Source organism: Ekhidna sp. (assembly GCF_963691765.1).
Classification (GTDB): domain Bacteria; phylum Bacteroidota; class Bacteroidia; order Cytophagales; family Cyclobacteriaceae; genus Ekhidna.
Window position 1 is genome coordinate 3528331 of the sequence record NZ_OY829375.1, and the last position, 21897, is coordinate 3550227.

Genomic DNA, 21897 nt, shown 5'->3' on the forward strand with positions numbered 1-21897 from the left:
TAGGTGTATATCAGACTTCAAAATGTGAGATTTGTTGACAATCAGTGGACATCAAAAGTCAAAAAGGAACTTACGAATGTCATCTTTAGCTCCAAGGTTGAGTTTCTTTTTCAACCTATTTATTGCCTTCCTTAGTGCAGCATCAGAAGAGCCGGTCATCTGGCATATTTCGAAGTTACCCATACCCATTTTGATATATGCACAAAGCTTACGCTCGTTCACGCTAAGGGAATCGAATGCTTCATTCAATTTATTAAAGAACCCAGTATGAGTCTCTTCAAAGTGTGTTTTAAAACTATCCCAACTTTTATCTAAATCAAGTTGAGATTTAAGCTGCTTTTGAATGTCTTTAATATCTGTGGCATAAACAAAATTGGTGATACGATCCAGTCGGCCAACTTGCTCTAGAAGTTCATTGAGAAGCGCACTTTTTTGAAAATCTAAAGTAGCCATACTCGTGAGTTCGCGTTGCTTTTGCTCAATGGACTCTTGTAGCATCCTCTGAATAGCTTCATGCTGTTTTTGTATTCGTATTGAGGATTCTATTCTGGCTTTAAATTCAACAACACTATATGGCTTTCTTAAAAAATCAACCGCACCTACATCAAGAGCTTCCATGAGGTTTTCATCAGATGTTTTTAAACCCGTGGCAACGATTATTGGAATATGCGCAATGGATTCAGTTTCTTTAATCGCCTTAATTGCTTCGATGCCATTCATTTCAGGCATTTCCCAATCCATTAAAATAATATCAGGTTTTTCTTCTTGGGCGAGTTCTACAGCTACTTTACCATTGGGAGCATAAAAGACTTCTTTGATTCGTTCATCGATAATAGAAAGTACGAGTTCTACATTGCTATACTCGTCATCAGCTATCAGTATTCGTATGTCCTTTATCTCTTCGTTCATCAATGTGGTAGGATTGATCTAAAACTAAACCCTATCCACGGATTTAGCAATTTTATCTACTATTCGTGTCAACAAATAGTCAACCAACTTCCTCTAATACGAATTGATGCAATGTTTTACTTTACTCAAATACAATTAGAATAATATCATCCATTGATAAGTGGCGTATTTTGTTCTAAATTAAAGTTCAGCCAAGCCAAAATTACCATGAAGCTACTCATTAAATTCTCACTCATATTCTTATCATTCAGTGTATTCGCTCAAAATCCTTGGATGGATAGTTTGAAGGTGGTTGCAGAGACCGGAAGTTTGGACGATCAGGTCCGAGCAAAGGTTGAGCTAGCTCTTTCTTATCGTGGGCAAGGACAATACGATTTGTTTGAAGAGGAGCTATACAGTGCAATTAAGATTGGCAATCAAGCAGAGAATCGAGCACCGCTTATTCGTGCGCTTCTCACTCGAGGTTGGACATACTCTTATCCTCCTAAGGTAGATTTAGATTCCAGTCTGCACTACATACACGAAGGGAGGAAGCTTGCTGAAGCATTGGATCACAGATACGGTAGAGCAGAATCATTTTATGAGTTGGGCTATCATTTTTCCTACTTTAAGAATGAATTCAAAGATTCGATTGATATCTATTTCAGGAAAGCAATAGAGCTGCTAGATGAGACTATTCCAAGAGAAGAAACGATGATACTGGATGCCTATAAAAATTTGGCATTTTTTCACAATAGAATCGGGAATGTTGAAAAGGCACTGAGCTATGTAGATTCCGCTGAAACATATAGGGTTGATCCACACATTATGAATGTAAGGGCTATCATTTATGACAACACAGGTCAGTATGCGAGAGCAGTGGATGTTTACTTGCAATCGCTTGCACTTGCACTTTCAAACAATGACACAGCCACAATTAATGGCACTTATAATAACATAGCAGCAGCCTATGGTAATCAGGGAAACGATAACAAGGCAAAGGAGTATTTTATCAAAAGCTGGAACCTAACGAAACTCAATTTAGAAACCGCTAGAGGGTTTGATGTAGTACAGATTTTGAGAAATGTTGGTATGGTCTACAGTGCGCTAGATAATGCGGACTCAGCTGAATATTTCTTTCGAAAGGCAATCAATGAGGGAGAGGCTCGTCAGGTAATTGACCCTATGTATGCACCCTATTTTGGAATGGGTGAATTGATGTACGCCGATGGAAAACAAGACAGTGCCATGTGGTATTTGAATAAATCTAGAGATTACTCTGAGCAGACGAATGAATATCGCGTAAGATCGTCCGCAACCGTAGCATTGGGAGATATCGCTTTCGATAAAAAGAAGTATCAGTCGGCTTTAAGTTATTACAACGAGGCCTTAGGTTATGCTAAAGGAGCGGACAACGTCAAAGCAATTACGAGTGCTTATGAAGGCATTTATAAAGTCCAGAATAAGTTAGGTAACTATAAAGCGGCGCTAAATGCGCATGTTCAGCTTAAGTCTTTTGCAGACTCCATATACAATACGAGTAATATTGAGAAAATCTCTGAGTTGGAAGCTAAATTCTTGTATGATCAGGAAAAACAGAAGTTGGTAGCAGATCAGGAAAAAGAAACCCTGATTCTTGAAGGCGAAGTTCAAAGGCAGCGAGATTTACAAGTTATGTATTTAGCAATAAGTGGGGCGTTTGTGCTGCTCTTTATACTAGCAGTCTATTCGTATAGACGTAAAAACAGAGACAATAAAATCATACAAGAAAAATCAAATGAGCTGGCCCAATCAAACAAAGACCTCAAGGATTTGTCAGAGTTTAAGCAAGGCATGACCAGTATGATCGCCCATGACATTAAAAATCCGCTGAACTCAATCATTGGATTATCGGGTAAGCTTGAAAAGAAAATAGGGGCGGATATCTCTAGAGCTGGTGAAGCAGTTTTGCGGTTGATTACCAATATGTTAGATGTTGAAAAATTCGAACAGACCAATCCGATATTGAACTTCGAAAAAGTCTTGATTTCTGATTTGATCAAAGAGGCACATCTATCAGTAGAACTGCTATTACATGATAAATCGATAAAATTGGAATCGGACATCTCAGAGGATGTCTATTTACGAGTTGATCAAGATCTTATGATTCGTGTTCTGGTGAATTTGCTTTCGAATGCAATTAAATTCAGTCCTTCCAATGAGACGATTACCTTTAGTGCCGTTGTTAATGAGCAGCAAGGAGCGCAGCAAGTGTTGCTCAGTGTCTCCGATAAAGGAATAGGTATCCCTAAAGATGATCAGCAATACTTGTTTGAGAAATTTTATCAAAGTGAAGCTAAGAAGTCAGGAATGGCTCCATCTACTGGTTTGGGGCTCACTTTTTGCAAAATGGTGGCTGAAGCTCATGGGGGAAAAATCTCTGTTTCATCTGATAAAGGACAAGGTTCCACTTTTACCATAGCTCTTGATGTTGAGGAGCTTGCTGGGAAAGCGTTGGTGATGGAAGAAGCTGTTCAGGAGTTAATTACTGAATCAGACTTAGGCGTCTTAAAATCGTATTCAGGTCAATTAAAAGATCTGAAAGTTTATAACGTGGGAGCAATTATGCCTATCCTTGATGAGATCGATAAGCTTGGTTTACAAGGTGATTGGGCTGAACAACTACGCAGTGCAGTTCAATATGCAAATAAAGATCAGTATCAACAACTTGTTGAAATGCTCGAATAACTCACTTGGATGAAAATCATTCATCCAGAGTGAAAATTCTTCTCATCCAAATACCTATATGGCCTCTAGGTCTCTTCATAGGTTTGCTAAACCATAATTGAATATCACTATGAATGAGCAAATCAAGTACTATGAAGACAAACTAAAGTATGAAATGGATCCCTCAGATTTGTATGCTGGCTTAGAAACAGATACAAATCTTGTTGTTGTGGATGCCAGACAGGCTTTTGGATATGAACGTGAGCATATTCCTAATGCAATCAATTTGCCACATCGAGAAATGACTGCTGCGAATACCTCGCATCTAGACAAATCCAAAGTCTATGTGTGTTATTGTGACGGTATTGGGTGTAACGCCTCCACTAAAGGAGCACTCAATTTGGCTAAACTCGGATTTAATGTAAAGGAGCTGATTGGTGGAATAGAATGGTGGAAGTTTGATGGATACGCAACGGAAGGTAATGAAGCTACTGCTGGAGCTCAGATACAGTGTGCATGTTGATTCGTGAGGCTATCAAAGATGATGTCGATCAGATAATCGAACTCTGCGCTTTACATGCGGAATATGAAAAATCTGAATATGATCCAACAGGTAAAAAGGATCGAATCGCACAGAAATTATTCGGAGCTGATCAAGATCTAAAATGTCTCATAGTAGAGGAACAGGGGAAGCTGGTTGGGTATGCAACATATATCCGGCAGTATTCTACCTGGGATGCAGACTACTATCTTTATCTGGACTGCATTTTTTTGAGAGAGGAGGATAGAGGGGCAGGACTGGGATCAGAATTGATGAATGCGGTTAAATCTTATGCGTATCAAAACGACTGCTTTCAGGTGCAATGGCAGACCCCGAAATTTAACGAGCGAGCCATAAAGTTCTACAAGAAGCTTGGTGCATCTGCTAAAGACAAAGAGCGATTTTTCTGGACATAAAAAAAGGGCCGTCCGAGTATTCGGATCGGCCCAATCACCTAATCACTACTAATGTCTTTATTACTTATTTGCAACCAGACTTATACTTAAGTCAAAATTGTCATAAATTGTTTTATCACCGAGGTTATCAAAGAAGCTTCCAGAGCCATATTTGATGTCAAATTTTGATCTGTCTATTGATAAATCTGCGTTTGCAACGATATTTCCGTCTTTTTCTTCCACAGTTGCAGGAAATTGAATTTCTTCAGTTTTTCCCTTGATTGTAATGTTTCCGACAATCTTATACTTGCCAGGACCTTGAGGAACTGCCTTTGTAATTACGAAAGTTGCAGTTGGATATTTTTCCACTCCGAAGAAATCATCAGACTTTAAGTGACCCTCTAGATTACCTTTAGAGTCGCCCGAAAGGTCTTGTACATCAATGGTAGTCATGTCCATTGTGAAAATTCCGCCAACAAGCTGACCGTTCTCCATCTCCAATCTTCCACCTTGAAGAGAAATGATACCGTTGTGTTGTCCTGTTACTTTTTTTCCTACCCATTCTACTGAACTGTCATCAGTACTTACCTTGTAGTTTTCTTTCGCTTCTGTACCTAGCAGAGCTGCGAAGATGATAAATGCTTTAATCATGGTTCTTGTGTTAAGTTTTTAGTTCTTCTCAAATTAAATGTATGTACATATAATGTACAAGCAAATAACGCCTCAAGTCTGAAATTGTTCCATAATTTTGAAGAAAATTTTAAAAACATGATTGAAGTAGGAAAAACGTTGATTTCTGATGATGTGATTGAAGAGGCTTTCGTCTGCGATTTAACTAAATGCAAAGGAGCATGCTGTGTGGAAGGTGATCTTGGTGCACCGCTGCTAGAAGATGAACTAGAAGAAATTGATAAAGTCATTGACCTGGTAAAGCCCTACTTGAGTAAAGAAGCAATTGAGGTCCTTGAGAAGGAGGGTGGCTATCTTCTAGATGAAGATGGTGATTTATCAACTACTACAATTGATGGGAAGGAATGTGCTTTTGCTTTTTACGATACTGATAAAGTATTAAAGTGTAGCATTGAGCAGGCTTATAAAGAGGGGAAGACAGATTTTAAAAAGCCTATTTCTTGCCACTTATATCCAATAAGAGTTGCTAAGCTTCCAGAGTTCGAGGCGCTCAATTATGATAGATGGCAAATATGCTCACCGGCCTGTGATTTAGGAAAAGAGCTCAAGGTACCTGTTTATAAATTTCTTAAAGAGGCCTTGATTCGTAAATATGGTGAAGCTTGGTATAGTGAGTTGGAAGAGAAGGTTAGTAAGTGATATCATTCAATCATACGCTTGGCCTCTTCAATGATTTTGCCGTTTTCATAGATATTAAGTGTTGTCACCTTAGCATCCTTTTTGAGGAATTCGTAAACAACATTTTCGTAATTCAAATAGAAGGTATTCTCTGTTTCAGGGAACAGGTTTTTAGTCCATCCTGGTTTACCATCATTGATATCTGTTACTCTCAATAGCTTTTCTTCGGTTACAATATTTACTATTCTGTCTGGTAGCTCATAGTCTCCTGCATATTGCTGCAAAACCTCAGGCGCAAGTTCGATCTCTGCTAAAGGCTGATGATCATAACTTATTATTCGCGTCACTTTCCATTCATCATTTTCAAATTTCCATATGGCTGTCATTTTTCCTGAACCAATCAATTTTTCGGTCCCATCATTTATTTGAAGATAGAAAAGGTGATCGCAGAATTCGAGTGCACCATAATTATCCATTGGATACACTTCCAAAGAACTTTTTATCAATTCTCTTCGCAACGGTTGCCTCGTTCGTTGCTCTTTGCCACAAAAAATGGCCATATCTGCCATTTCCGCTTCCTTAGAAGGAGTAAATCCACCTTTATCATGGAAGTACTCAAAATCATCAGCAAGGAAAGATTCATAGCTCTCAAGATCACAATCTCGCTGTGCGGTCGAAATCATCAAACTATCCACCTTGAATATTGCATCGTATAGCTCGCCGGATTGTTGAGCAAAGCCTGATGACCCTAAAAATAAGAATGCGAATAGTACTAGTAGCTGTTTGATATTCATTGGTGAGGTTTCAGTCAAGGTTTGATAATAAAGATTCTAACTCTTTGATGTAAGCTTCTAGAACTTCTTGATCGTATATTGGGAGTGTGAAATTCTTAATAACGAATCCTTCATCGTCTAAAATCATATGAGAAGGGAACGTTAATATATTAAACGCCTGGTCATACACTTTGCTATCGTCTACACATAAAACCTCATAGCCAAAATCTCCATGCTTATTTAAATAATTACTTGTTTTTTCCAAGTCAGACCTAGACAAACCAATAAATTTAATGTCCCTGTTTCCAGAAAAATGTTGAACCAATTTTTTTAGGTTATCTTCTTCAAGCTTGCATCCTACGCATCCTACGAACCAAAAATTTACGACTACTAATTTGCCGTATAGCGAATCGAATTTAAAATGTTCATCATTTGTAGATCTGTAGTTTAATTTGGGAAAAGCTGTACCAAGCGCTAGACCCGTTAAGTTTTCGGCCCTTAAAATCTCTTCAGTCTTAGATTTAGGTGGATTTATTTTGTACTGTTCTCTATGTTCTTTGATTCGCTGGTTAAGTTCATCTCTATTTTTTGATGGATGTTTATATTGACTAAATGAAAGGAGTGCAGTGGTAAATAAGACATTATAAATCAGAAACTTAACTTTCATTATTACGCTTGTTAATAACCTTCGAATAAATCTATTGTACAGTTGAGAACAACGGTAAGTTCGCTAATTTTCATCATTTAGTTTTTTCCACTTTCTTAATCGATTTCTAGCATTTCTAAATGGCGAAGAGGTATTTAGTTGTATCATTCTGCCTTGGGTCCATTTATTATACCAAGGTTTTTCATAGAGATCGCTGTTTGTAGTACGACCTATAAGTTTTAGAATTTCATCTTTGGTTTTTTCCAGCTTAGACAGACGTGAATTGAAGTTTAGATTTTCATAATCTCCATAGAACTTGGAGGCAAGCTGTCCCAACTCATTCCATTTATAGCCTGTTTCTGGGAAATCTACTTCTTCTCCATTGCTAATTTTACGATTCCATTTTAATACGAGTTCTCCCCAACCTATAAGGTAGGCAACAAGATCCGAAACACTCATTTTAGTCCCTTTAGCATGCCCTTCTAGAGTTTTGGAATGGACTAGTTCAACTGGGATATCTTCTAGCTCAACATGAAGCTTATCGTAATTGATTTCTATTGCGGAAATGAGTTCTTCTTTGTTTATCGGGATCGCCAATGAGTATCGTCGTGCTTTAATTTACAAGTTACTTTGAAAGGCCAATGAACGATGAAGATATTCTCAAAATAATTCAGATTTTAGACCTGTTTCCTAAATCATCGACTTTATACCTGATGTTGTTTTCAATGAATAAGGCTTTTCCTCTTTCTAAGTCAGAATCCTTGAAAGGGAAATGCACGTCAACATTGATCAATGAATTGTCAAAGTGCTGATACAAATCCGGCACAGTAGAATGACCAATTATGAGTGTTTTGAAGTTGTAAAACTCCATTGCCTCTTTAAGAATTTCAACAGTTTCTTCATTTGAATCATGCCCCATTTTTCTTGTCCAATATGGACCATTGATACCCGTAACTGTTAGGCTAATTGAGTCTTGCATTTTGCCGTCAATATTATCTCTAATTACCTGGTTGGTAGTTTCGATGGAAAGCTTCAAGTCTAGAAATTCCCGACTAATTCCAGCATGTGTAAATAGTAAATCACCGATCTTGATTAAACTATTTTTTGATCTGATCCATCTTCCCAGTTCACTATTTATACCATAAAGATCTTTCGAGTAGTCCAACTTAAGTTTCTTGGCTAGATTCTTATACTTCGATCGGACGTGATACAATTTTCCTTGCAAATTCAATATTTCATGATTGCCAATAATAAAGTGAACATTGCCTCCTTGTTCGATGGCTTGTTGTTCAAGTTTATATGCGAGCCATAAACATTGCGTAACATTTAGCCCTCGATCTACAAAGTCTCCGACTAGAACTAAATGACCCTTCCCAAACATCCAATTGCATTTTTCATCAATTACATTGTTAGCCTTTAATAATTTGTGGAAAGCGTAAAAATTTCCTTCGATATCTGAAATAACCAGTATTGAATCAGCATCTGGAAATGTGGATTTTGAAACTTCCAAGTTATTCTTAAGGATTACTTCAAACGAAATAGGTTGACTTTTATCTGGCTCGTATGTGTTGACACTAAATGAATTTGAGAATTTTTCTCTAGTAGTTTGAATATCGATTACATCAAAATTATTTTCATTTTTCTCAACGCGAATCATACGTAATGAATCACCATTGTACAGAATGTGAGGGCCATCCGTTGAAATACTTTGATAATGCTCGAATATGGTTGAGTTTTTGAATTCATTGTTTTCATCTACAATGAATCTAAACCAGATCGCTGAAAGACTTAGTATGAGGATTAATGCGAATGATAGATACTTAAATGCCTTTCTCATTGTTGATACTCATATTTCGATTGTTAATTTTTAGATGACGATAATAGCAATATTGTTACATTCTATTCGCTTGAATTCGAAAAAAGGAGGGGACTAACGGCCCTTATTGAATTCATTCCATTTCTTTAAGGCACCAGGAGTGGAATAATAAAGATTGTTTCCATGGTTTGCGCCGTGTGTATATGAATGGATGAAATTATCTGGTATTCTTTGGTCTAAGAACTTGGTTACCTCGTCAAACGATCTTTTCATTTTTTCATTTTCCTCAGTACCTAAACTCATGTAAATGAAAGGATGTTCTTCTCTGTCTGCTGAATAAAATTGCTGAGACTTTTCAAAGATGATGGTATTGTCGCGCCAAAAGGAAGGACTGAAACAAAACAGGGCGTCAAATACTTCTGGCTGCTCAAGATATGCGTAAAACGTAAATAGCCCTCCTCTTGAATGGCCGGCTAGCATTCGATATCCATTTGTTGGATATTGTGATTCAATAAATGGAATGACTTCATTAACCAGAAACTTTAAAAATTGATCTCCTTCTCCAAGTCTTTCTCCGTCTGTTTTTTGGAATATATAGTGTGGGGTGAGATCACGATTTCTATCGGTATTAGGTATTCCAATAATGATCATATCATTAATGACTCCTGCTCTACTCAGTATTTCAGCGATTCCAGCAATTCGAAAATCTTGAGAAGATCCATCGAGTACATACATGACGGGATAAGTTTTAGATGGATCAAATTGAGTAGGAAGGTGGATTAATAAATTTCTTTGCTCTTCTAAGATTTCGGAATCTATGGTTTCCAATACATCAGCTTCGAGCTGCTTATTTTGTGCAATAATTTCGAAAATTGTCAATACAGCAATGCTTGTGATGAGCATAGTAACCAATATGGTAATGAGTGATTTTTTCATCTGATTTTTTCACTGCAATTACGGTGGCAAAAATTAAACTGGTTACGCCATTTCAGCGTCATTTCAATGTCACTAGACTAAAGCAGGTACTCCAGATAGAAACTTGGTAGCATTTTGATTCATCTTGATAGCACCATAGAAAATGATGCAAATGTTTGCGATGAGTAAAAGAACATATGCCAACATTCTGATAGGAAAATGTCCATAAACGCTCTGGCCAGTAAGTAGGTAGGTGAGGATGTGGATAAGACTCATCGTGATTACAACAGCAATGATCCATAGAATTTGGAAGCTCAATACCTTCTTTGATGGTACATGGTTAGAAAGTAGCTGCTTGTGTTTGGTCCAGTAAAAAAACTGAATAACAATACTCACCAATGGAAAAATCAATACGAGTAAACCTAACGAGTTTAACGTTCGAGCCTTTTTTTCAACTTCTATATTGGACGGAGAAGATTCTTGCTCTAATTCAGAAATTTCAATCTTGAGTGTTTCTGATAAAGCCCTAAGCGTGTATCCTCTTGGCTGAACGCTTCCTTTCTCTATTCGCTGGATAGTTCGTAGAGATATTCCAGAATATTGCGATAGCTCATCCTGTGAGTAACCACGCTCTTTACGATATTTAGCTATTTGTTCTCCGAGATTCAAAACCATTCAAAATTAGGGCTTAGCAGCTATTTCCAAAGCTGATATTAATTGAATCTTAGATTGGTTTTAATGATACTTGGTTAATCAATAACGTATGGGATCAATACACATCCTTTATGATAAGATGAACTATTACTTAGTATGAACCAATTTTATCAATTCTTGACTGAATTTTTTGGGTTCTTGACTGGGTATTTCATGAGTAGATTCCGAAAACCAAACTACCTCTTTACTTGGTGCAACTAAGTTATTAACGTACTGAGTGGAGACATGATAGTTAGCGACCAGATCATTTTTACTTAAAAAGAAGTAGACAGGGCAATTAAGTTCGGGAACAGATTCATTATAATTTACAGAGGATGCTTCCAGAAAAATAGACATCCATTTATCAGACCATTCTTGAAATAATCTTCTGGGATAGGCTTTTTGAGAGGCTTTATCTCCAGAGTAATAAGCTGACCATTTTCTTTGAAAATATAGTTGTTCCCAAGAATCAAATGGAACGTTTATTTGCGATATTTCTGTGATGGCCTGGCTGTTCTTTTCCAATTCTGCCTCTTCACGAATAGATGCTAACGTTGTGCGTTCTGATTCGTCACCATTGATCATAGCACTTACAGAGATATAAGCATGTAGTTTTTCAGGGTATTGGTTGGCATAATCAAGGCCTAAGAAGCCTCCCCATGAAAAGCCCACTAAAAAGAGTTTATCTTTTTTAAACTTCTTCAATAGGTAGTCAATTACCTCTTTTGTATCTGAATGCATCACACCCAAAGAGATCGGATTATTGGAGTCATTCCATGCTTCAGTTATTCCACTTCCACGTTGGTCCCATTGAGCTATAATGAAGTGTTTTTTAAGCTGTTTAATGAATTTTTTTGAATAGGCCCTTGATGAAAATCCGGGACCTCCATGGATAAATAGCAATAATGGTTTTGAGTCATCATTTGCAATTGCACCTATCCACTGTTTAATTCCACCTATTTGGACTCCCTCATGAGTCTTGACCGGATTCTGAGCATTTGAGCCAATGGCAAATAAAAATAGAAGGAGAGTGGTTAGAATAATTTTGGTCATCTGAATTTTTCGGTACTTGAATCAATAAGGGTGCCAAGTGACTCTTGTAAGCCTAATAGATACTTAATCATTCAACTTCAATTCCATAACGGGTAGGTATCGGTCAGGAATTGAACTTTTCAATTGATCAATGGTACTAAATCCGAATTTTTCGTAAAACTTCTCAGCATGTGGTTCAGCGTCTAGGGTGATTGTTGATACATGAAGCTTATTTATTCTGGCAATAAAATCATTCATTAACACCGAGCCCAGTCCACGACCCATATGATCTGGATCAATGAAAATGTTGTCTAGTTTAACAGTAGAATCTGAATTTTTGAAGTATGAATAGTATCCTATTATCTGGCTTCCGTCTTTTAAGAGGTAGACTTCATTGTTTTGGATATAATCCTTTGAAACCTGTAGGTCTTCGCGCCATTTTTCCATTTGGTCTTTGGAATATCCCCAATGCGCCTTCGACTTGAACGTCAGATTGCTCAGTTCTTCTGAGTCCTTAGGAGTAGCCTTTTGAATTAAATCATTCATTCATTTTTTAAATAAAATATTTGAATGAACCCAAGTAGTCATCTCCTTCAAAGCTAATGGAGAGAAGGTCTGATCAATAGTAGCAAATTCATCTGCCATTCCTGTTTGAGCTTCTTGAAACAAATGATTCAGTCCTTCAAGTTTCTTGACAGTAGCATTGCTATTGCCACCATCTTTCAGTGCTTTTTCTATTGCGCTAAGATTAGCTTCAAAGGGAATCTGTAAGTCTTTAGATCCATTCAAGGCCAAGACAGGACACTTAACTTCCATCAAAGTTGTTCTTGGATCGTATGTAATGATCTTCTGAAACCAAGGAGCTGTAAATGTTTCTAAAATTCCATCTAAGTTATCAGCGCTGATATCCTCAGGCAAAGCCTCTTTGTTGGCTTTCAATTTTTCAGATAAACTGGATTTCGTCTTTTTTAGATCAGTCGATTGACTGACATCATCAAATATGGTTTTCAGAAAGGCTAATTCTACTTGTGTTTTAGCATCACTTAACCCTTGAGCTTTGTTGCTAAATTCTGTTTGCAATAGCATAATATCACTGCCAGGAAGGGCAGGAGCTGCCAACATGATTATGAAACTAATGTCTGTCGAATTGGAAGCTACTAATGGGGCAATCAAGCCTCCTTCACTGTGTCCTATCAATCCAATTTTATTGGGGTTGATCCGTTTATAAGTTTTTAAAAATGCTACAGCACTTTTCACATCACTCGCTCGATCAGCGTATCCAGCAATTTCATACTCACCTTCCGACTGTCCAACACCTCTATCATCGTACCTCAAAACTCCAATTCCATTTCTAGTAAGATGATCAGCAATCACTAGGAATGGTTTGTGTCCTGCTATTTCTTCATTTCGATTGTGAGGACTGCTTCCCGAAATAAGAATTGCAACTGGGAAACTCTCTTCATTTACTGGTAGTGTCAGTGTACCAGAGAGGGTAATGCCAGCTTCTGAATTATGGAAAGATACATTCTCAGATAAGTAGGGATATGGTTTTTCAGGCTCTTGAGGTCTTGGCTTTAACTGTGCTGTTAAAACACTAATTGTAATCGCTGGTAGGAGCAGATGTAAGAATAATTTCATTTGTTTTGGTTGATTCTATGCTCTGTAAGTGTAACGCACTAACATTTAATAATCCAAGTTAGCTCTAAGAATTGAAATATAACCAGTGAAATTTAATCCTGGATTTCATACAATTTACCTTTGTATATTTACGATTATCAGAGATGAAGCATAATCAAATTTACTCGTGGTTATTGGTGCTGTTAATCCCGTTTTGTGTTTACAAGTTTTCACAAAACCCAATCGACTTTTATACAGCTATCTTCACTTTTGTCTTCATTTATCTTATGACTGATTTTATCAGTGGCATTTTGCATGTCATTTTAGATAATGAAAGGTCCTTGGATGTTAAAATACTTCATTCCCTGGCTTGGGGATTCCATAGTCATCATCGGAGACCAAAGGAAATCTATGAAATGAAATTGTACAATCACCTATATGTGATGCATCTCCCTTTGACTCTGATATTCTTCATCATTCTGTTTATCAATCAGCCAGTCGTCTATTTCGCTTACTTGTCACTTGCAGTTTCATTGCATTTGATGCAAATGAGTCATCGATGGGCTCACACTCCTAAAAACATGCTTCCTAAGTTTGTTATTCTTCTACAAAATACCGGACTGGTCTTGAGTGCTAAAACACATGCAAAACATCATAACAATGTTTATGACCGTAACTTCTGCATGATGAATGGATGGTCCAATTTTATGGTGAACTTCTTAGTGAAAGTTTTTGGAAGAACAAGTCATGGGTGGAACATAGTCTTCCTTGCCGTTTTGATTTGCATGCTTACCCTGCCAATGTTGTTTTGAAGCACAAGTCTCACTTATTAAGAACTTGGAAGAAAATTCCATTTTTTCCAATGGTGATCTAATAAGGCTAGGCTAAACACCAATTGTCAGAAGTATAAAGTGGGTTCGGTATATAATGGTTTTAATCATCAGTGGGTTTATTCCACAACCAGAATTGAATTTATGTTATCATTTTCATCGAGCTCAGCATTTGGATTCTCAGGATCAAGCGTCCATACACCGTCTATTACAAATTTGTAATGGTATCTACCAGGATCCAATTTTAATTTGCAAACCCATTCTCCATTTTTCTTGATAAATGGATGAGATAAGGTATTCCAATCATTGAAATCTCCTGCAATTGTGATCAGGTTGGAAAACATGTAGTTTGTCTGACGCAGTTTGAATGTAACATTAGCTTCAATGCCATCAGGCTCCAATTGAGCTAGTACCGTGTTGATTCTTTCTTCAGTTGGTTTTAAATCTTGCGCTTTCTTATAGTAGCTCTTTGCTTCGTCATGGTCTCCAGATTTTAGTAGGCAATCTGCATAATTCACATAGGAATCGTAAGAATCAAAAGCAGTTAAATTAGAGAGGTATGCCTTTTTTGCGTCATCAAATCTACCTTCTCTGAGAAGTCGATAGCCAATTCTCCTCATCTGATTTTCACTGATCAATGTTGTATCATGGTGCTTCTTGTTCTCAACGAGATATTCAATAGCTCCTTTTTCATAACCAGATTCCAATATGCTTTTCAATAAAGCTTGATGAGGTTGATCTTCGGTACTGTAATCCATCATCTCAAAAGCCGGACATTCGTCATCAAACACGTATTGTACTACCTCTGGCACTATCCTTAACCCATTTTGACTGTTTGTGAGATATACAATTCCTTTTTTAGAATTTAGGTAAGTCATGGTGAATGCCTTGTATGTGCCGTTATCTCCCCATTGCCAAACAGCTTTTCCTTTTTCCGTTTGCTGGATGCCCCATCCAAGACCCCAACTCAAGCCATTCCAATCTGAAAGTTCAACTTGTGCAGAAAAGGCTTCCTTAATTGTACCTCTTTTTAAATCCGACGCATTGAGCATCGCTAAAATCAACTTGGAATAATCTTCCGAGGTAGTTTGTAGAGACGCAGCCAGATTATGCCTTTGACTCTTTCTCTTAGGTATTGACGTACCTAAAAAATCATGAGGTGGAGCGTAGTTTGCTTCAAATCTTTCCTGCCAGATAAAACTTGAGTTGCTCATTTTTAGAGGATCAAACACTAACTCTTGGATTACTTCTTCAATCTCCTTTGGAAGGTGATTTTCGATAGCTTTTCCTAGATACACAAAACCTTCGCCTGAGTATGAAAATTGTTTGCCTGGATCGAATTGCAGTTTCAATTTTCCTCTTCGCCAATTTGGGAGTCCACTAGAGTGGCTTAGTATCATTCGAGCAGTGATAAGTTTATACCTGTCGTCATGCATTAGATCTTCATATTCTAGGTATTTATGGAGTGGTCTGTCTAAGTCGAAATCACCCGATTCGGCTAGTTTTAGTGCAGCGTATGCAAATACTTGTTTGCTTAAAGAGGCCGCAGAAAAAACTGTTTCGGTATCTACGGTTTCTTGGGAGTCGTTGGATCTAACTCCCAGACCATTGCTATAAATGACTTTACCGTCATCGATGATGACTACAGAAATTCCCGGAATGTTGTTTGACTTAATAAGATTGGTAAAAAACTCATCGGTCTTATCCTGTCCAAAAAGACTCAAGGTTATTAATACCAATAGCTGGATGATGAATAGTCTTTTCAATGTAGTGAGATTAGGATGAAGGTTAAGGTATGGTGATTTGGTGATTGGTATTCAATTTTTATCATTTCTTATGAGATATTTCATGGATTGGTTTTGATTCACCTATTAATTGAGTGTATTAATTTTTCTTCTTTACTAAGGATTGATTCATAATACTGATTGGTTCTAAGAATTTGATGACAAACTCTTAGAACCGAATAAAAATATCAACAGGGTCATGGTTGAGATAGCAAGAACAACAAAAATTAAGTTATGATAAATAGCTACCGATTTGTCAAAAGTTATTGCTCCAATCGTCGCATTGAAACTTGCATGACACATGGTTGCCATTGCAAGACTTTGTTTGGTGTTATTATATATCCACGTGATAATAACTGCCATGGCGATTGCTCCTAAGGTTCCTGTGATGTAAAAAATATAAAATGGCTCAGGGGCACCTTCAATAGGCACAATCGTCCAAAATGGGAAATGCCAAATAGCCCATATTAAACCTAGAATTAGTGATGCATTTAAAGCTGTTTTGGATGTCAATAATCTTGGCAGAGCGTAACCTCTCCAACCAACTTCTTCTAGTATTAGAAATATGGAGATTATCACGTAATTAATAATAATCTTATCAATACCGAGAAATGAGTTATAACCAAACCTTGCTGAAAAGATCAAATGAGTTAATGAAACTACAATAGCTGGTGTTAACAATGCAAGAAACCATTTTGGTTTAGCGTTGAATCTTATCAATCCTCCATAAAGCTCTTTCAGTCCTTTTTTACCAGAATCTCTAATGGTAAGAACTGTTGCAGAAGCTATCGGCCCTAGAAATCCTAATGGCACAAGTGCTTCGGGTATCAATTCCAAATAAATTGGAATCCATACTGCCCACGCAATTGCAAAAGCGATCATGAAAAATTGAATTAGTTGGACTTTCTTATCAGCTGCCATCTTATCGTAATTGTGAACCGTTAATTTCTAAAATTGATTGAACTCCCGTCTGCTGCATTGCTAACTTCAGCTCAGCAGTAAGCAGTTTCAAGACCATTTCGACGCCTTCTTGCCCAAAAGCGCTTAACCCCCACAGGTAAGGGCGGCCGATACCAACCATGCTTGCTCCTTTAGCGATAGCCTTGAAAACATCTTTCCCCCGTCTGATCCCACCATCCATCATTACTGGGATGCTACCATTTACAGCTTCAGCTACCTCAGAGAGGCTATCTATTGCAGCTATCCCACTTTCAGAAACTCTTCCTCCATGATTGGAAACGATGATTCCGTCGACTCCATGTTCCAGTGCAATTTGTGCATCCTCCTTACTGACTATGCCCTTGAGTATGATTTTCATATCGACCAAATCCTGCAGTCTTTTGATGTAATCCCAAGTCAAATTTTTATTGAGCTGAAATTGATTATCCAGATCCCTAATCATCGGTTTGGTCTTGAGGAAGTTTGTCAGTGTTCTTTTGCCATGACATGTCTGACAATTGGTTTTATCTAAGCTTGCTGCTTTCGAATAGGTTTCTCTTTTGTCAGTGTAGTCCGAGTCTACGGTCAATACAAGTGCTTTTGAACCAGACGCTTTAGCGCGCATAACCATTTTAGCAGTGTCTTCCCAAACGAGCGATGGATAGAGCTGAAACCATACCGGTGATCCTTTTGCTGTCACTACATCTTCAATAGACGAGGTACTCATCGTAGACAATACCTGCATGGTATTTTGAGATTTTGCTGCTCGAGCTGTCGCAATTTCTCCTTCAGAATGAAATGCCTTTTGACTGCCGCAAGGACAGAGCATGATTGGAGATGACCAACTCTCACCAAATAGACTTGTGGAGGTGTCAACCTCAACAGCTCCGATTAGCCGTCGCATTTTTAGTTTGATTCGCTGGAAGGCTTTCTCGTTTTCAAGAAGCGTCCAATTATCTAAAACTCCGGTTTCAAGGTATCCATAATGAGCTGTGGATAATTTTTCCTTGGCGACTCTTTTGAAATCAAAAACATTCAATGCTTGAGACGCTTTAGTGATTAATGGATCTTGTTCATCACTAAGAAATCGACCATGAGAAAATTCAGAAAATGCCAAGAGGGGGCTCATGGCAAAAAACTTTATTAACAGTCTACGATTTTCTGATACTTTATCTTCAGGTCTCATAAATGAGTAGTGAGCTTACTTTAAAGCTAGCTAAATCAAGAGACATTGAAATTGCAATTAGTATGTGATTAAAAGATAATTCCAGCCTTCTACCATAAGTTAGACCCAATTGTAGCTTTAGCCTATGTCATGTAACTTGATGGTATGATTAGAAACTTCAGCCATATCTATGCGATTCTTTTTCTCTTCATGTTTATTTCATGTGCACAAAAAGAAAACATAGAAAGTCAGTCCAGTGAACAAAAGTCTTTTCAACAAATTCATAATGAGGCAATTGTCATCGATGGTCACAACGATTTCTTGTACATGCTAGTTGATCCAGTCTTTGAGAATTACTTAGGCAATAAAAAACTTGATTTCAGTACTAACCTACAGGGAATCACGCATCTTGATTTAAACAGACAGATTGAAAGTGGCTTGGATGTTCAGTTTTTCTCTGTGTGGTGCCCAGGTAGTCAGGTTGATCCATATAAAATGGCAATGCTGGAGATTGACTCACTTGAGTCGATAGTCTCACGAAATGCTGATCGAATGATTTTAGCTCGAAATAGTGAAGAAGTTAACTCTGCACTTGCATTGCTGGATTCTTGAGAAATGATTTGAAAGGTGTTTTCACTAACATTTGTCCACCTATTGCGTCTAAGTAGTTCTGTGGAAAATGAAGATTCTAAAAGTTCCATTACAACTTCTTCATTGAGCTTTTTCCATTCATATATTGCATAGCCTCCATTGCTAAATGTATAAGTCTCTTTCCAAGTACCACTAGACGAATCAAAATAGCCTAATGTCTCATAACTAAAAGAAGAAGTAAGCATCGAAAATTCTTTTGATAAAGAACAACTTTCTGATGAAATTCTGATTGACAAGTTTCCATAAAGGCTTTCTTGATCTCCTTCTACCAAATACTCATGCCATTGACCAATAAACGGCTTTAGTATATCATATTTAGCTCCCTCGCACATATCCTCCTTAGCATATGAAGTCTTTGCGAACACATCTGATTTAATAACTCCACCGAGTTCGGGAAATGAAAGTCCATTTATTAGTACCGTCTTATGATTGTTTCTGACTTTTATCCATTCAGCTTGGATGTCTTGATAAGTTCCCTTAGTATAATATTCTACCGCTACTATGTAATCCCATTCAGCTTCATTGGATAAATCACTGTTTTCCAGGAGTTGATAATCGTTGAACAATCCTCTTTGAACAGCTATACTATCCATGGCGAACCAATTCTTCACCAGAAATTCCTTAAGGTTCGACCTTTGATCTGGCTTTGCCTTCAAATACGTATATGTCCAGGTGTTTTGCCACTCTTTAGTGATACTCTCTTTCTGGGCGTTACTGATTAGGGTGATAAGAATAAATAGATTAGTAAAAATTACTCTTTTCATAATAGCTCAAATATTTGAGAACAAAAGACGCTAATATGCCAGTTAAAAAAATCGTACTAGTGCAAGAAATAAATGTTTCTATCTTCGGGCTCTTAATCTACTTAGATAAGTTGGGGTAATCCCAAGATAGGATGCAATGTGTTTGAGAGGTACACGTTGAATCAGATTAGGATATGCTTTAAGGAATTTCTTATAACGTTCATCAGCACTAAAAGAAAGATGATTGTTTATGCGATCTTGAGTTGCCAAGAGTCTGTTTTGAAGTAAGACCCGAAAGTACCTTTCAAATTTCGGGATCAGTATATAGAGTTCTTCTAAGGAATTTTTATTTAATCTGATTAGGGTAGACTTTTCAATACTTTCTAAAAAGTGTTCTGAAGGTGTCTCACGAACGAAGCTTTTTAAGTTCCCAGTCCACCATCCTTCTGGAGCAAACATGGTAGTGTGTTCGTTTAAATCTTCATCATAGTAAAACGTTCTTATACATCCAGACAAAACAAAAAATTCATACCTGCAAATTTGTCCTACATTTAGAATTTTTGTTTTCCTATCGACTTCCAAAATCTCAACTAATTCTTGGAACCTACCTTTCTCTTCATCATTAAGAGAAATGATTTTATCAAAGCGCTCAAATGCAAAGTCAAGATTCAATTGGCAAAGGAAGTTTATTGATGAAATTGTAATGTTTAGTGGCTGTATTAGTTGATCGAGGTGTAATAATTAAATAGAGTTGTAAGTCCTTTGATTGTTTTTAGATCTAAATCTTTCTGTTTGATGTATTTCTTCAATTTGTAATAGTGTGATTTAGTTAGGAGGCTAATTGCATCACTATCAGTGATCTTGTACTTAAGTTCAGAAGTCCTGTTTGTTTTACTCTCAGAATAAGAGTTTTGCGGAGAATCATTTTTTCTGCCAAATCCTGAATCCAATTGAAACGTCTTGTATTTGTCTTTCTTAGCCTTTGCGTATAAAAAAATATTTCCTTTATCATCAGCTAAATAGATAAACTCAGTTATGCGTTCTCTAGTTTGAGTGCCGGCACGAACATAAACCCCATTAGGGTCTGTGTTTCCAACTCCTCTCTCTTTGTAGTCATATCCGTGCCTGGAGAGAATAGCTACATTTTCTTTTTGATAGATAACTTCAAAAAATATTGGTTGCTTTCTGTTTGGTTTATCAATTTCAAAAGGAATTGAGTAGAATTTTTTTTCTATCAAATCATTATTTCTTAGAACAAATTTCCTGATCGTTCTAGCAGAATAGGGAGTTGAATTGTTTTGTGTTCTATGACTTAGTATTCCCGTGATGAAATTGTAATTAAACTCCCCACTTAATGATTCTCCGTTGGCCAGCACGGCTTCACCGCTAAACCAGTTTTCATTTTCAGTAACATAGTTTTTAAGCTGGCCCGCTAGTTTGTAGAGCTAAGGGCAGCGACTATAAATAGTAAATTTTGTATGAGTTTCATATTGGGGGATAGAACATGTTGTTTATTTTGATACCACAACTCAATTATTCTTTAGGTAATCTAGAGCGAGTCCCATCATGGCTTTCATTCCTAGTTTCCTTCCCGCATCGTCTACATGACTAGGCGTAGCACATCTAGTTTAGAATAAAGCTAGCAAAATCGAAGCAAAGCGAGATAAGGGGAGGTGTGTGGTATGTCTAGCTCGCACGCGCATAACTTTAGTGACTGTCTTTATTCAGACCCACCGTCCCCACCTGTATCAAATCCAGCAGCTGCTTCAAATACCGTTTCAGTTGATGTTGAAAAGAGACTATCAGAATCACCTAGTTCAAATTGTTCAATGAAGTCAAACTGTTTACTCAATTCGATATTCATACCTACGGAATTAAGGAAATAATAACTTTCATAGAAACTCCGTCTTTCCTTTTTAGGGAAGATCCTATCAACAGATTGGATGTTGTCAAGGATGATTTTATTCCTATCCAGAATCTTCATCTTTTCCTTGATTTTTATTTCATCTCTTTGGCTTCTTTTCCTAAGTTCAGTCAGTGTACTGTCAATGAGTTCAAGTAAGTCTTGTTGCAAGGAAATTCCCTCCTCATTCAGTTTTTTTGTCCCAATGATTTTTTGCAGAAATGTCGACTCGAAGTAGTTAGATATTCTATTAGTATAAACGTACTTTATTATAAAATTCTCACCTGATTTAAGGGATTTTTTAAGTCGTTGAGAGAGTTTTTCTAAATGAGTTTCATCTGATAATTGGTCAAACAGAAGTTGTTCATGTTCAAGAAGTTGCTCTTTATGATTGTGTTGAGATATTCCCTGTTCGGAAATTTGGATAATACCTCTGTTTGCTAAGTCTAAAATTGTTACACGTAGGAGTTCACCCAAGTTTGGTTGTGTTGGGTTGATGATTAAAAGTACTTCGGCAGGAGTAAGGTATTTAAGGATCTCCGTCATGCTTAA

General features: G+C 37.2%; 23 protein-coding genes. 6 read left to right on the forward strand and 17 right to left on the reverse strand.

The window, feature by feature from the left end; all coding sequences use genetic code 11:
* Positions 1-51 precede the first annotated feature (51 nt).
* Positions 52-909, reverse strand: a complete 858-nt coding sequence (locus ACY650_RS15895) for a response regulator (RefSeq protein WP_462248846.1) — start codon at positions 907-909, stop codon at positions 52-54.
* A gap of 207 nt (positions 910-1116) precedes the next feature.
* On the opposite strand from ACY650_RS15895, the gene ACY650_RS15900 reads away from it, so the two are divergent.
* From ACY650_RS15900 to ACY650_RS15910, 3 genes are all read left to right on the forward strand, one after another.
* Positions 1117-3615, forward strand: a complete 2499-nt coding sequence (locus tag ACY650_RS15900) for a tetratricopeptide repeat-containing sensor histidine kinase (RefSeq protein WP_462248848.1) — start codon at positions 1117-1119, stop codon at positions 3613-3615.
* 109 nt (positions 3616-3724) lie between these two features.
* On the forward strand, positions 3725-4117 hold the full coding sequence (locus tag ACY650_RS15905; RefSeq protein ID WP_462248850.1) for a rhodanese-like domain-containing protein: 393 nt from the start codon (positions 3725-3727) through the stop codon (positions 4115-4117).
* The gene (locus ACY650_RS15910; protein WP_462248852.1) at positions 4111-4551 is read left to right on the forward strand and encodes an N-acetyltransferase family protein; all 441 of its coding nucleotides are present in this window, start codon (positions 4111-4113) and stop codon (positions 4549-4551) included. Before ACY650_RS15905 ends, ACY650_RS15910 begins: the two co-directional genes overlap by 7 nt.
* Before the next feature lie 60 nt (positions 4552-4611).
* Here ACY650_RS15910 and ACY650_RS15915 read toward each other — a convergent pair whose 3' ends face one another.
* Positions 4612-5181 carry a YceI family protein gene (locus tag ACY650_RS15915; protein WP_462248854.1) on the reverse strand — a complete coding sequence of 190 codons (570 nt, stop codon included), beginning with the start codon at positions 5179-5181 and terminating at the stop codon, positions 4612-4614.
* A 117-nt stretch (positions 5182-5298) separates the two neighbouring features.
* On the opposite strand from ACY650_RS15915, the gene ACY650_RS15920 reads away from it, so the two are divergent.
* Positions 5299-5859: a DUF3109 family protein gene (locus tag ACY650_RS15920; RefSeq protein ID WP_462248856.1), complete on the forward strand. Its 561-nt coding sequence runs from the start codon at positions 5299-5301 to the stop codon at positions 5857-5859.
* A gap of 2 nt (positions 5860-5861) precedes the next feature.
* On the opposite strand, the gene ACY650_RS15925 is transcribed toward ACY650_RS15920, so the two are convergent.
* The 9 genes from ACY650_RS15925 to ACY650_RS15965 form a co-directional block, all read right to left on the reverse strand.
* Positions 5862-6632: a nuclear transport factor 2 family protein gene (locus tag ACY650_RS15925; RefSeq protein WP_462248858.1), complete on the reverse strand. Its 771-nt coding sequence runs from the start codon at positions 6630-6632 to the stop codon at positions 5862-5864.
* 10 nt (positions 6633-6642) lie between these two features.
* The gene (locus tag ACY650_RS15930; protein ID WP_462248860.1) at positions 6643-7278 is read right to left on the reverse strand and encodes a TlpA family protein disulfide reductase; all 636 of its coding nucleotides are present in this window, start codon (positions 7276-7278) and stop codon (positions 6643-6645) included.
* Between the two features lie 63 nt (positions 7279-7341).
* Positions 7342-7854, reverse strand: a complete 513-nt coding sequence (locus ACY650_RS15935) for a ClbS/DfsB family four-helix bundle protein (RefSeq protein ID WP_462248862.1) — start codon at positions 7852-7854, stop codon at positions 7342-7344.
* A gap of 73 nt (positions 7855-7927) precedes the next feature.
* Complete coding sequence (locus ACY650_RS15940; RefSeq protein WP_462248864.1) at positions 7928-9094, reverse strand: metallophosphoesterase; 1167 nt, start codon at positions 9092-9094, stop codon at positions 7928-7930.
* Positions 9095-9187: 93 nt separating this feature from the next.
* Positions 9188-10009, reverse strand: coding sequence for an alpha/beta hydrolase (locus tag ACY650_RS15945; protein WP_462248866.1), 822 nt, complete (start codon positions 10007-10009; stop codon positions 9188-9190).
* A 72-nt stretch (positions 10010-10081) separates the two neighbouring features.
* A complete protein-coding gene (locus ACY650_RS15950) occupies positions 10082-10663 on the reverse strand; it encodes a helix-turn-helix domain-containing protein (protein ID WP_462248868.1) in 582 nt (193 codons plus the stop codon).
* A 126-nt stretch (positions 10664-10789) separates the two neighbouring features.
* Positions 10790-11734 carry an alpha/beta hydrolase gene (locus tag ACY650_RS15955; protein ID WP_462248870.1) on the reverse strand — a complete coding sequence of 315 codons (945 nt, stop codon included), beginning with the start codon at positions 11732-11734 and terminating at the stop codon, positions 10790-10792.
* 63 nt (positions 11735-11797) lie between these two features.
* Positions 11798-12259 carry a GNAT family N-acetyltransferase gene (locus ACY650_RS15960; protein ID WP_462248872.1) on the reverse strand — a complete coding sequence of 154 codons (462 nt, stop codon included), beginning with the start codon at positions 12257-12259 and terminating at the stop codon, positions 11798-11800.
* Positions 12260-13351, reverse strand: coding sequence for an alpha/beta hydrolase family protein (locus ACY650_RS15965; RefSeq protein ID WP_462248874.1), 1092 nt, complete (start codon positions 13349-13351; stop codon positions 12260-12262).
* Positions 13352-13617: 266 nt separating this feature from the next.
* Here ACY650_RS15965 and ACY650_RS15970 point away from each other — a divergent pair, with 266 nt between their 5' ends.
* Positions 13618-14142 carry a fatty acid desaturase CarF family protein gene (locus ACY650_RS15970; RefSeq protein WP_462248876.1) on the forward strand — a complete coding sequence of 175 codons (525 nt, stop codon included), beginning with the start codon at positions 13618-13620 and terminating at the stop codon, positions 14140-14142.
* Positions 14143-14279: 137 nt separating this feature from the next.
* On the opposite strand, the gene ACY650_RS15975 is transcribed toward ACY650_RS15970, so the two are convergent.
* From ACY650_RS15975 to ACY650_RS15985, 3 genes are all read right to left on the reverse strand, one after another.
* Positions 14280-15926: a serine hydrolase gene (locus ACY650_RS15975; RefSeq protein WP_462248878.1), complete on the reverse strand. Its 1647-nt coding sequence runs from the start codon at positions 15924-15926 to the stop codon at positions 14280-14282.
* A 165-nt stretch (positions 15927-16091) separates the two neighbouring features.
* The gene (locus ACY650_RS15980; protein ID WP_462248880.1) at positions 16092-16865 is read right to left on the reverse strand and encodes a CPBP family glutamic-type intramembrane protease; all 774 of its coding nucleotides are present in this window, start codon (positions 16863-16865) and stop codon (positions 16092-16094) included.
* Position 16866: 1 nt separating this feature from the next.
* Entirely contained in the window at positions 16867-18012 is a 1146-nt protein-coding gene (locus tag ACY650_RS15985) for an alpha-hydroxy acid oxidase (RefSeq protein ID WP_462248882.1), read from the reverse strand.
* A gap of 363 nt (positions 18013-18375) precedes the next feature.
* Here ACY650_RS15985 and ACY650_RS15990 point away from each other — a divergent pair, with 363 nt between their 5' ends.
* Positions 18376-18660 (forward strand): hypothetical protein, encoded by a 285-nt coding sequence (locus ACY650_RS15990; protein WP_462254415.1) that lies wholly within the window; start codon positions 18376-18378, stop codon positions 18658-18660.
* Between the two features lie 881 nt (positions 18661-19541).
* Here the strand turns inward: ACY650_RS15990 and ACY650_RS15995 are convergent.
* The 3 genes from ACY650_RS15995 to ACY650_RS16005 form a co-directional block, all read right to left on the reverse strand.
* The gene (locus ACY650_RS15995; protein ID WP_462248884.1) at positions 19542-20114 is read right to left on the reverse strand and encodes a Crp/Fnr family transcriptional regulator; all 573 of its coding nucleotides are present in this window, start codon (positions 20112-20114) and stop codon (positions 19542-19544) included.
* Positions 20115-20161: 47 nt separating this feature from the next.
* The gene (locus ACY650_RS16000; RefSeq protein ID WP_462248886.1) at positions 20162-20818 is read right to left on the reverse strand and encodes a hypothetical protein; all 657 of its coding nucleotides are present in this window, start codon (positions 20816-20818) and stop codon (positions 20162-20164) included.
* 344 nt (positions 20819-21162) lie between these two features.
* Entirely contained in the window at positions 21163-21891 is a 729-nt protein-coding gene (locus ACY650_RS16005) for a hypothetical protein (RefSeq protein WP_462248888.1), read from the reverse strand.
* Between the last annotated feature and the right edge of the window lie 6 nt (positions 21892-21897).

Coding starts and splice junctions, on each gene's coding strand:
- ACY650_RS15990 (WP_462254415.1), top strand. CDS start 18,376: ATGCTAGTTGATCCAGTCTTTGAGAATTACTTAGGCAATAAAAAACTT.
- ACY650_RS15925 (WP_462248858.1), bottom strand. CDS start 6,632: ATGAATATCAAACAGCTACTAGTACTATTCGCATTCTTATTTTTAGGG.
- ACY650_RS15940 (WP_462248864.1), bottom strand. CDS start 9,094: ATGAGAAAGGCATTTAAGTATCTATCATTCGCATTAATCCTCATACTA.
- ACY650_RS15965 (WP_462248874.1), bottom strand. CDS start 13,351: ATGAAATTATTCTTACATCTGCTCCTACCAGCGATTACAATTAGTGTT.
- ACY650_RS15985 (WP_462248882.1), bottom strand. CDS start 18,012: ATGAGCCCCCTCTTGGCATTTTCTGAATTTTCTCATGGTCGATTTCTT.
- ACY650_RS15955 (WP_462248870.1), bottom strand. CDS start 11,734: ATGACCAAAATTATTCTAACCACTCTCCTTCTATTTTTATTTGCCATT.
- ACY650_RS15950 (WP_462248868.1), bottom strand. CDS start 10,663: ATGGTTTTGAATCTCGGAGAACAAATAGCTAAATATCGTAAAGAGCGT.
- ACY650_RS15960 (WP_462248872.1), bottom strand. CDS start 12,259: ATGAATGATTTAATTCAAAAGGCTACTCCTAAGGACTCAGAAGAACTG.
- ACY650_RS15930 (WP_462248860.1), bottom strand. CDS start 7,278: ATGAAAGTTAAGTTTCTGATTTATAATGTCTTATTTACCACTGCACTC.
- ACY650_RS15910 (WP_462248852.1), top strand. CDS start 4,111: ATGTTGATTCGTGAGGCTATCAAAGATGATGTCGATCAGATAATCGAA.
- ACY650_RS15970 (WP_462248876.1), top strand. CDS start 13,618: ATGACTGATTTTATCAGTGGCATTTTGCATGTCATTTTAGATAATGAA.
- ACY650_RS15915 (WP_462248854.1), bottom strand. CDS start 5,181: ATGATTAAAGCATTTATCATCTTCGCAGCTCTGCTAGGTACAGAAGCG.
- ACY650_RS15895 (WP_462248846.1), bottom strand. CDS start 909: ATGAACGAAGAGATAAAGGACATACGAATACTGATAGCTGATGACGAG.
- ACY650_RS15945 (WP_462248866.1), bottom strand. CDS start 10,009: ATGAAAAAATCACTCATTACCATATTGGTTACTATGCTCATCACAAGC.
- ACY650_RS15905 (WP_462248850.1), top strand. CDS start 3,725: ATGAATGAGCAAATCAAGTACTATGAAGACAAACTAAAGTATGAAATG.
- ACY650_RS15900 (WP_462248848.1), top strand. CDS start 1,117: ATGAAGCTACTCATTAAATTCTCACTCATATTCTTATCATTCAGTGTA.
- ACY650_RS15980 (WP_462248880.1), bottom strand. CDS start 16,865: ATGGCAGCTGATAAGAAAGTCCAACTAATTCAATTTTTCATGATCGCT.
- ACY650_RS16005 (WP_462248888.1), bottom strand. CDS start 21,891: ATGACGGAGATCCTTAAATACCTTACTCCTGCCGAAGTACTTTTAATC.
- ACY650_RS15920 (WP_462248856.1), top strand. CDS start 5,299: ATGATTGAAGTAGGAAAAACGTTGATTTCTGATGATGTGATTGAAGAG.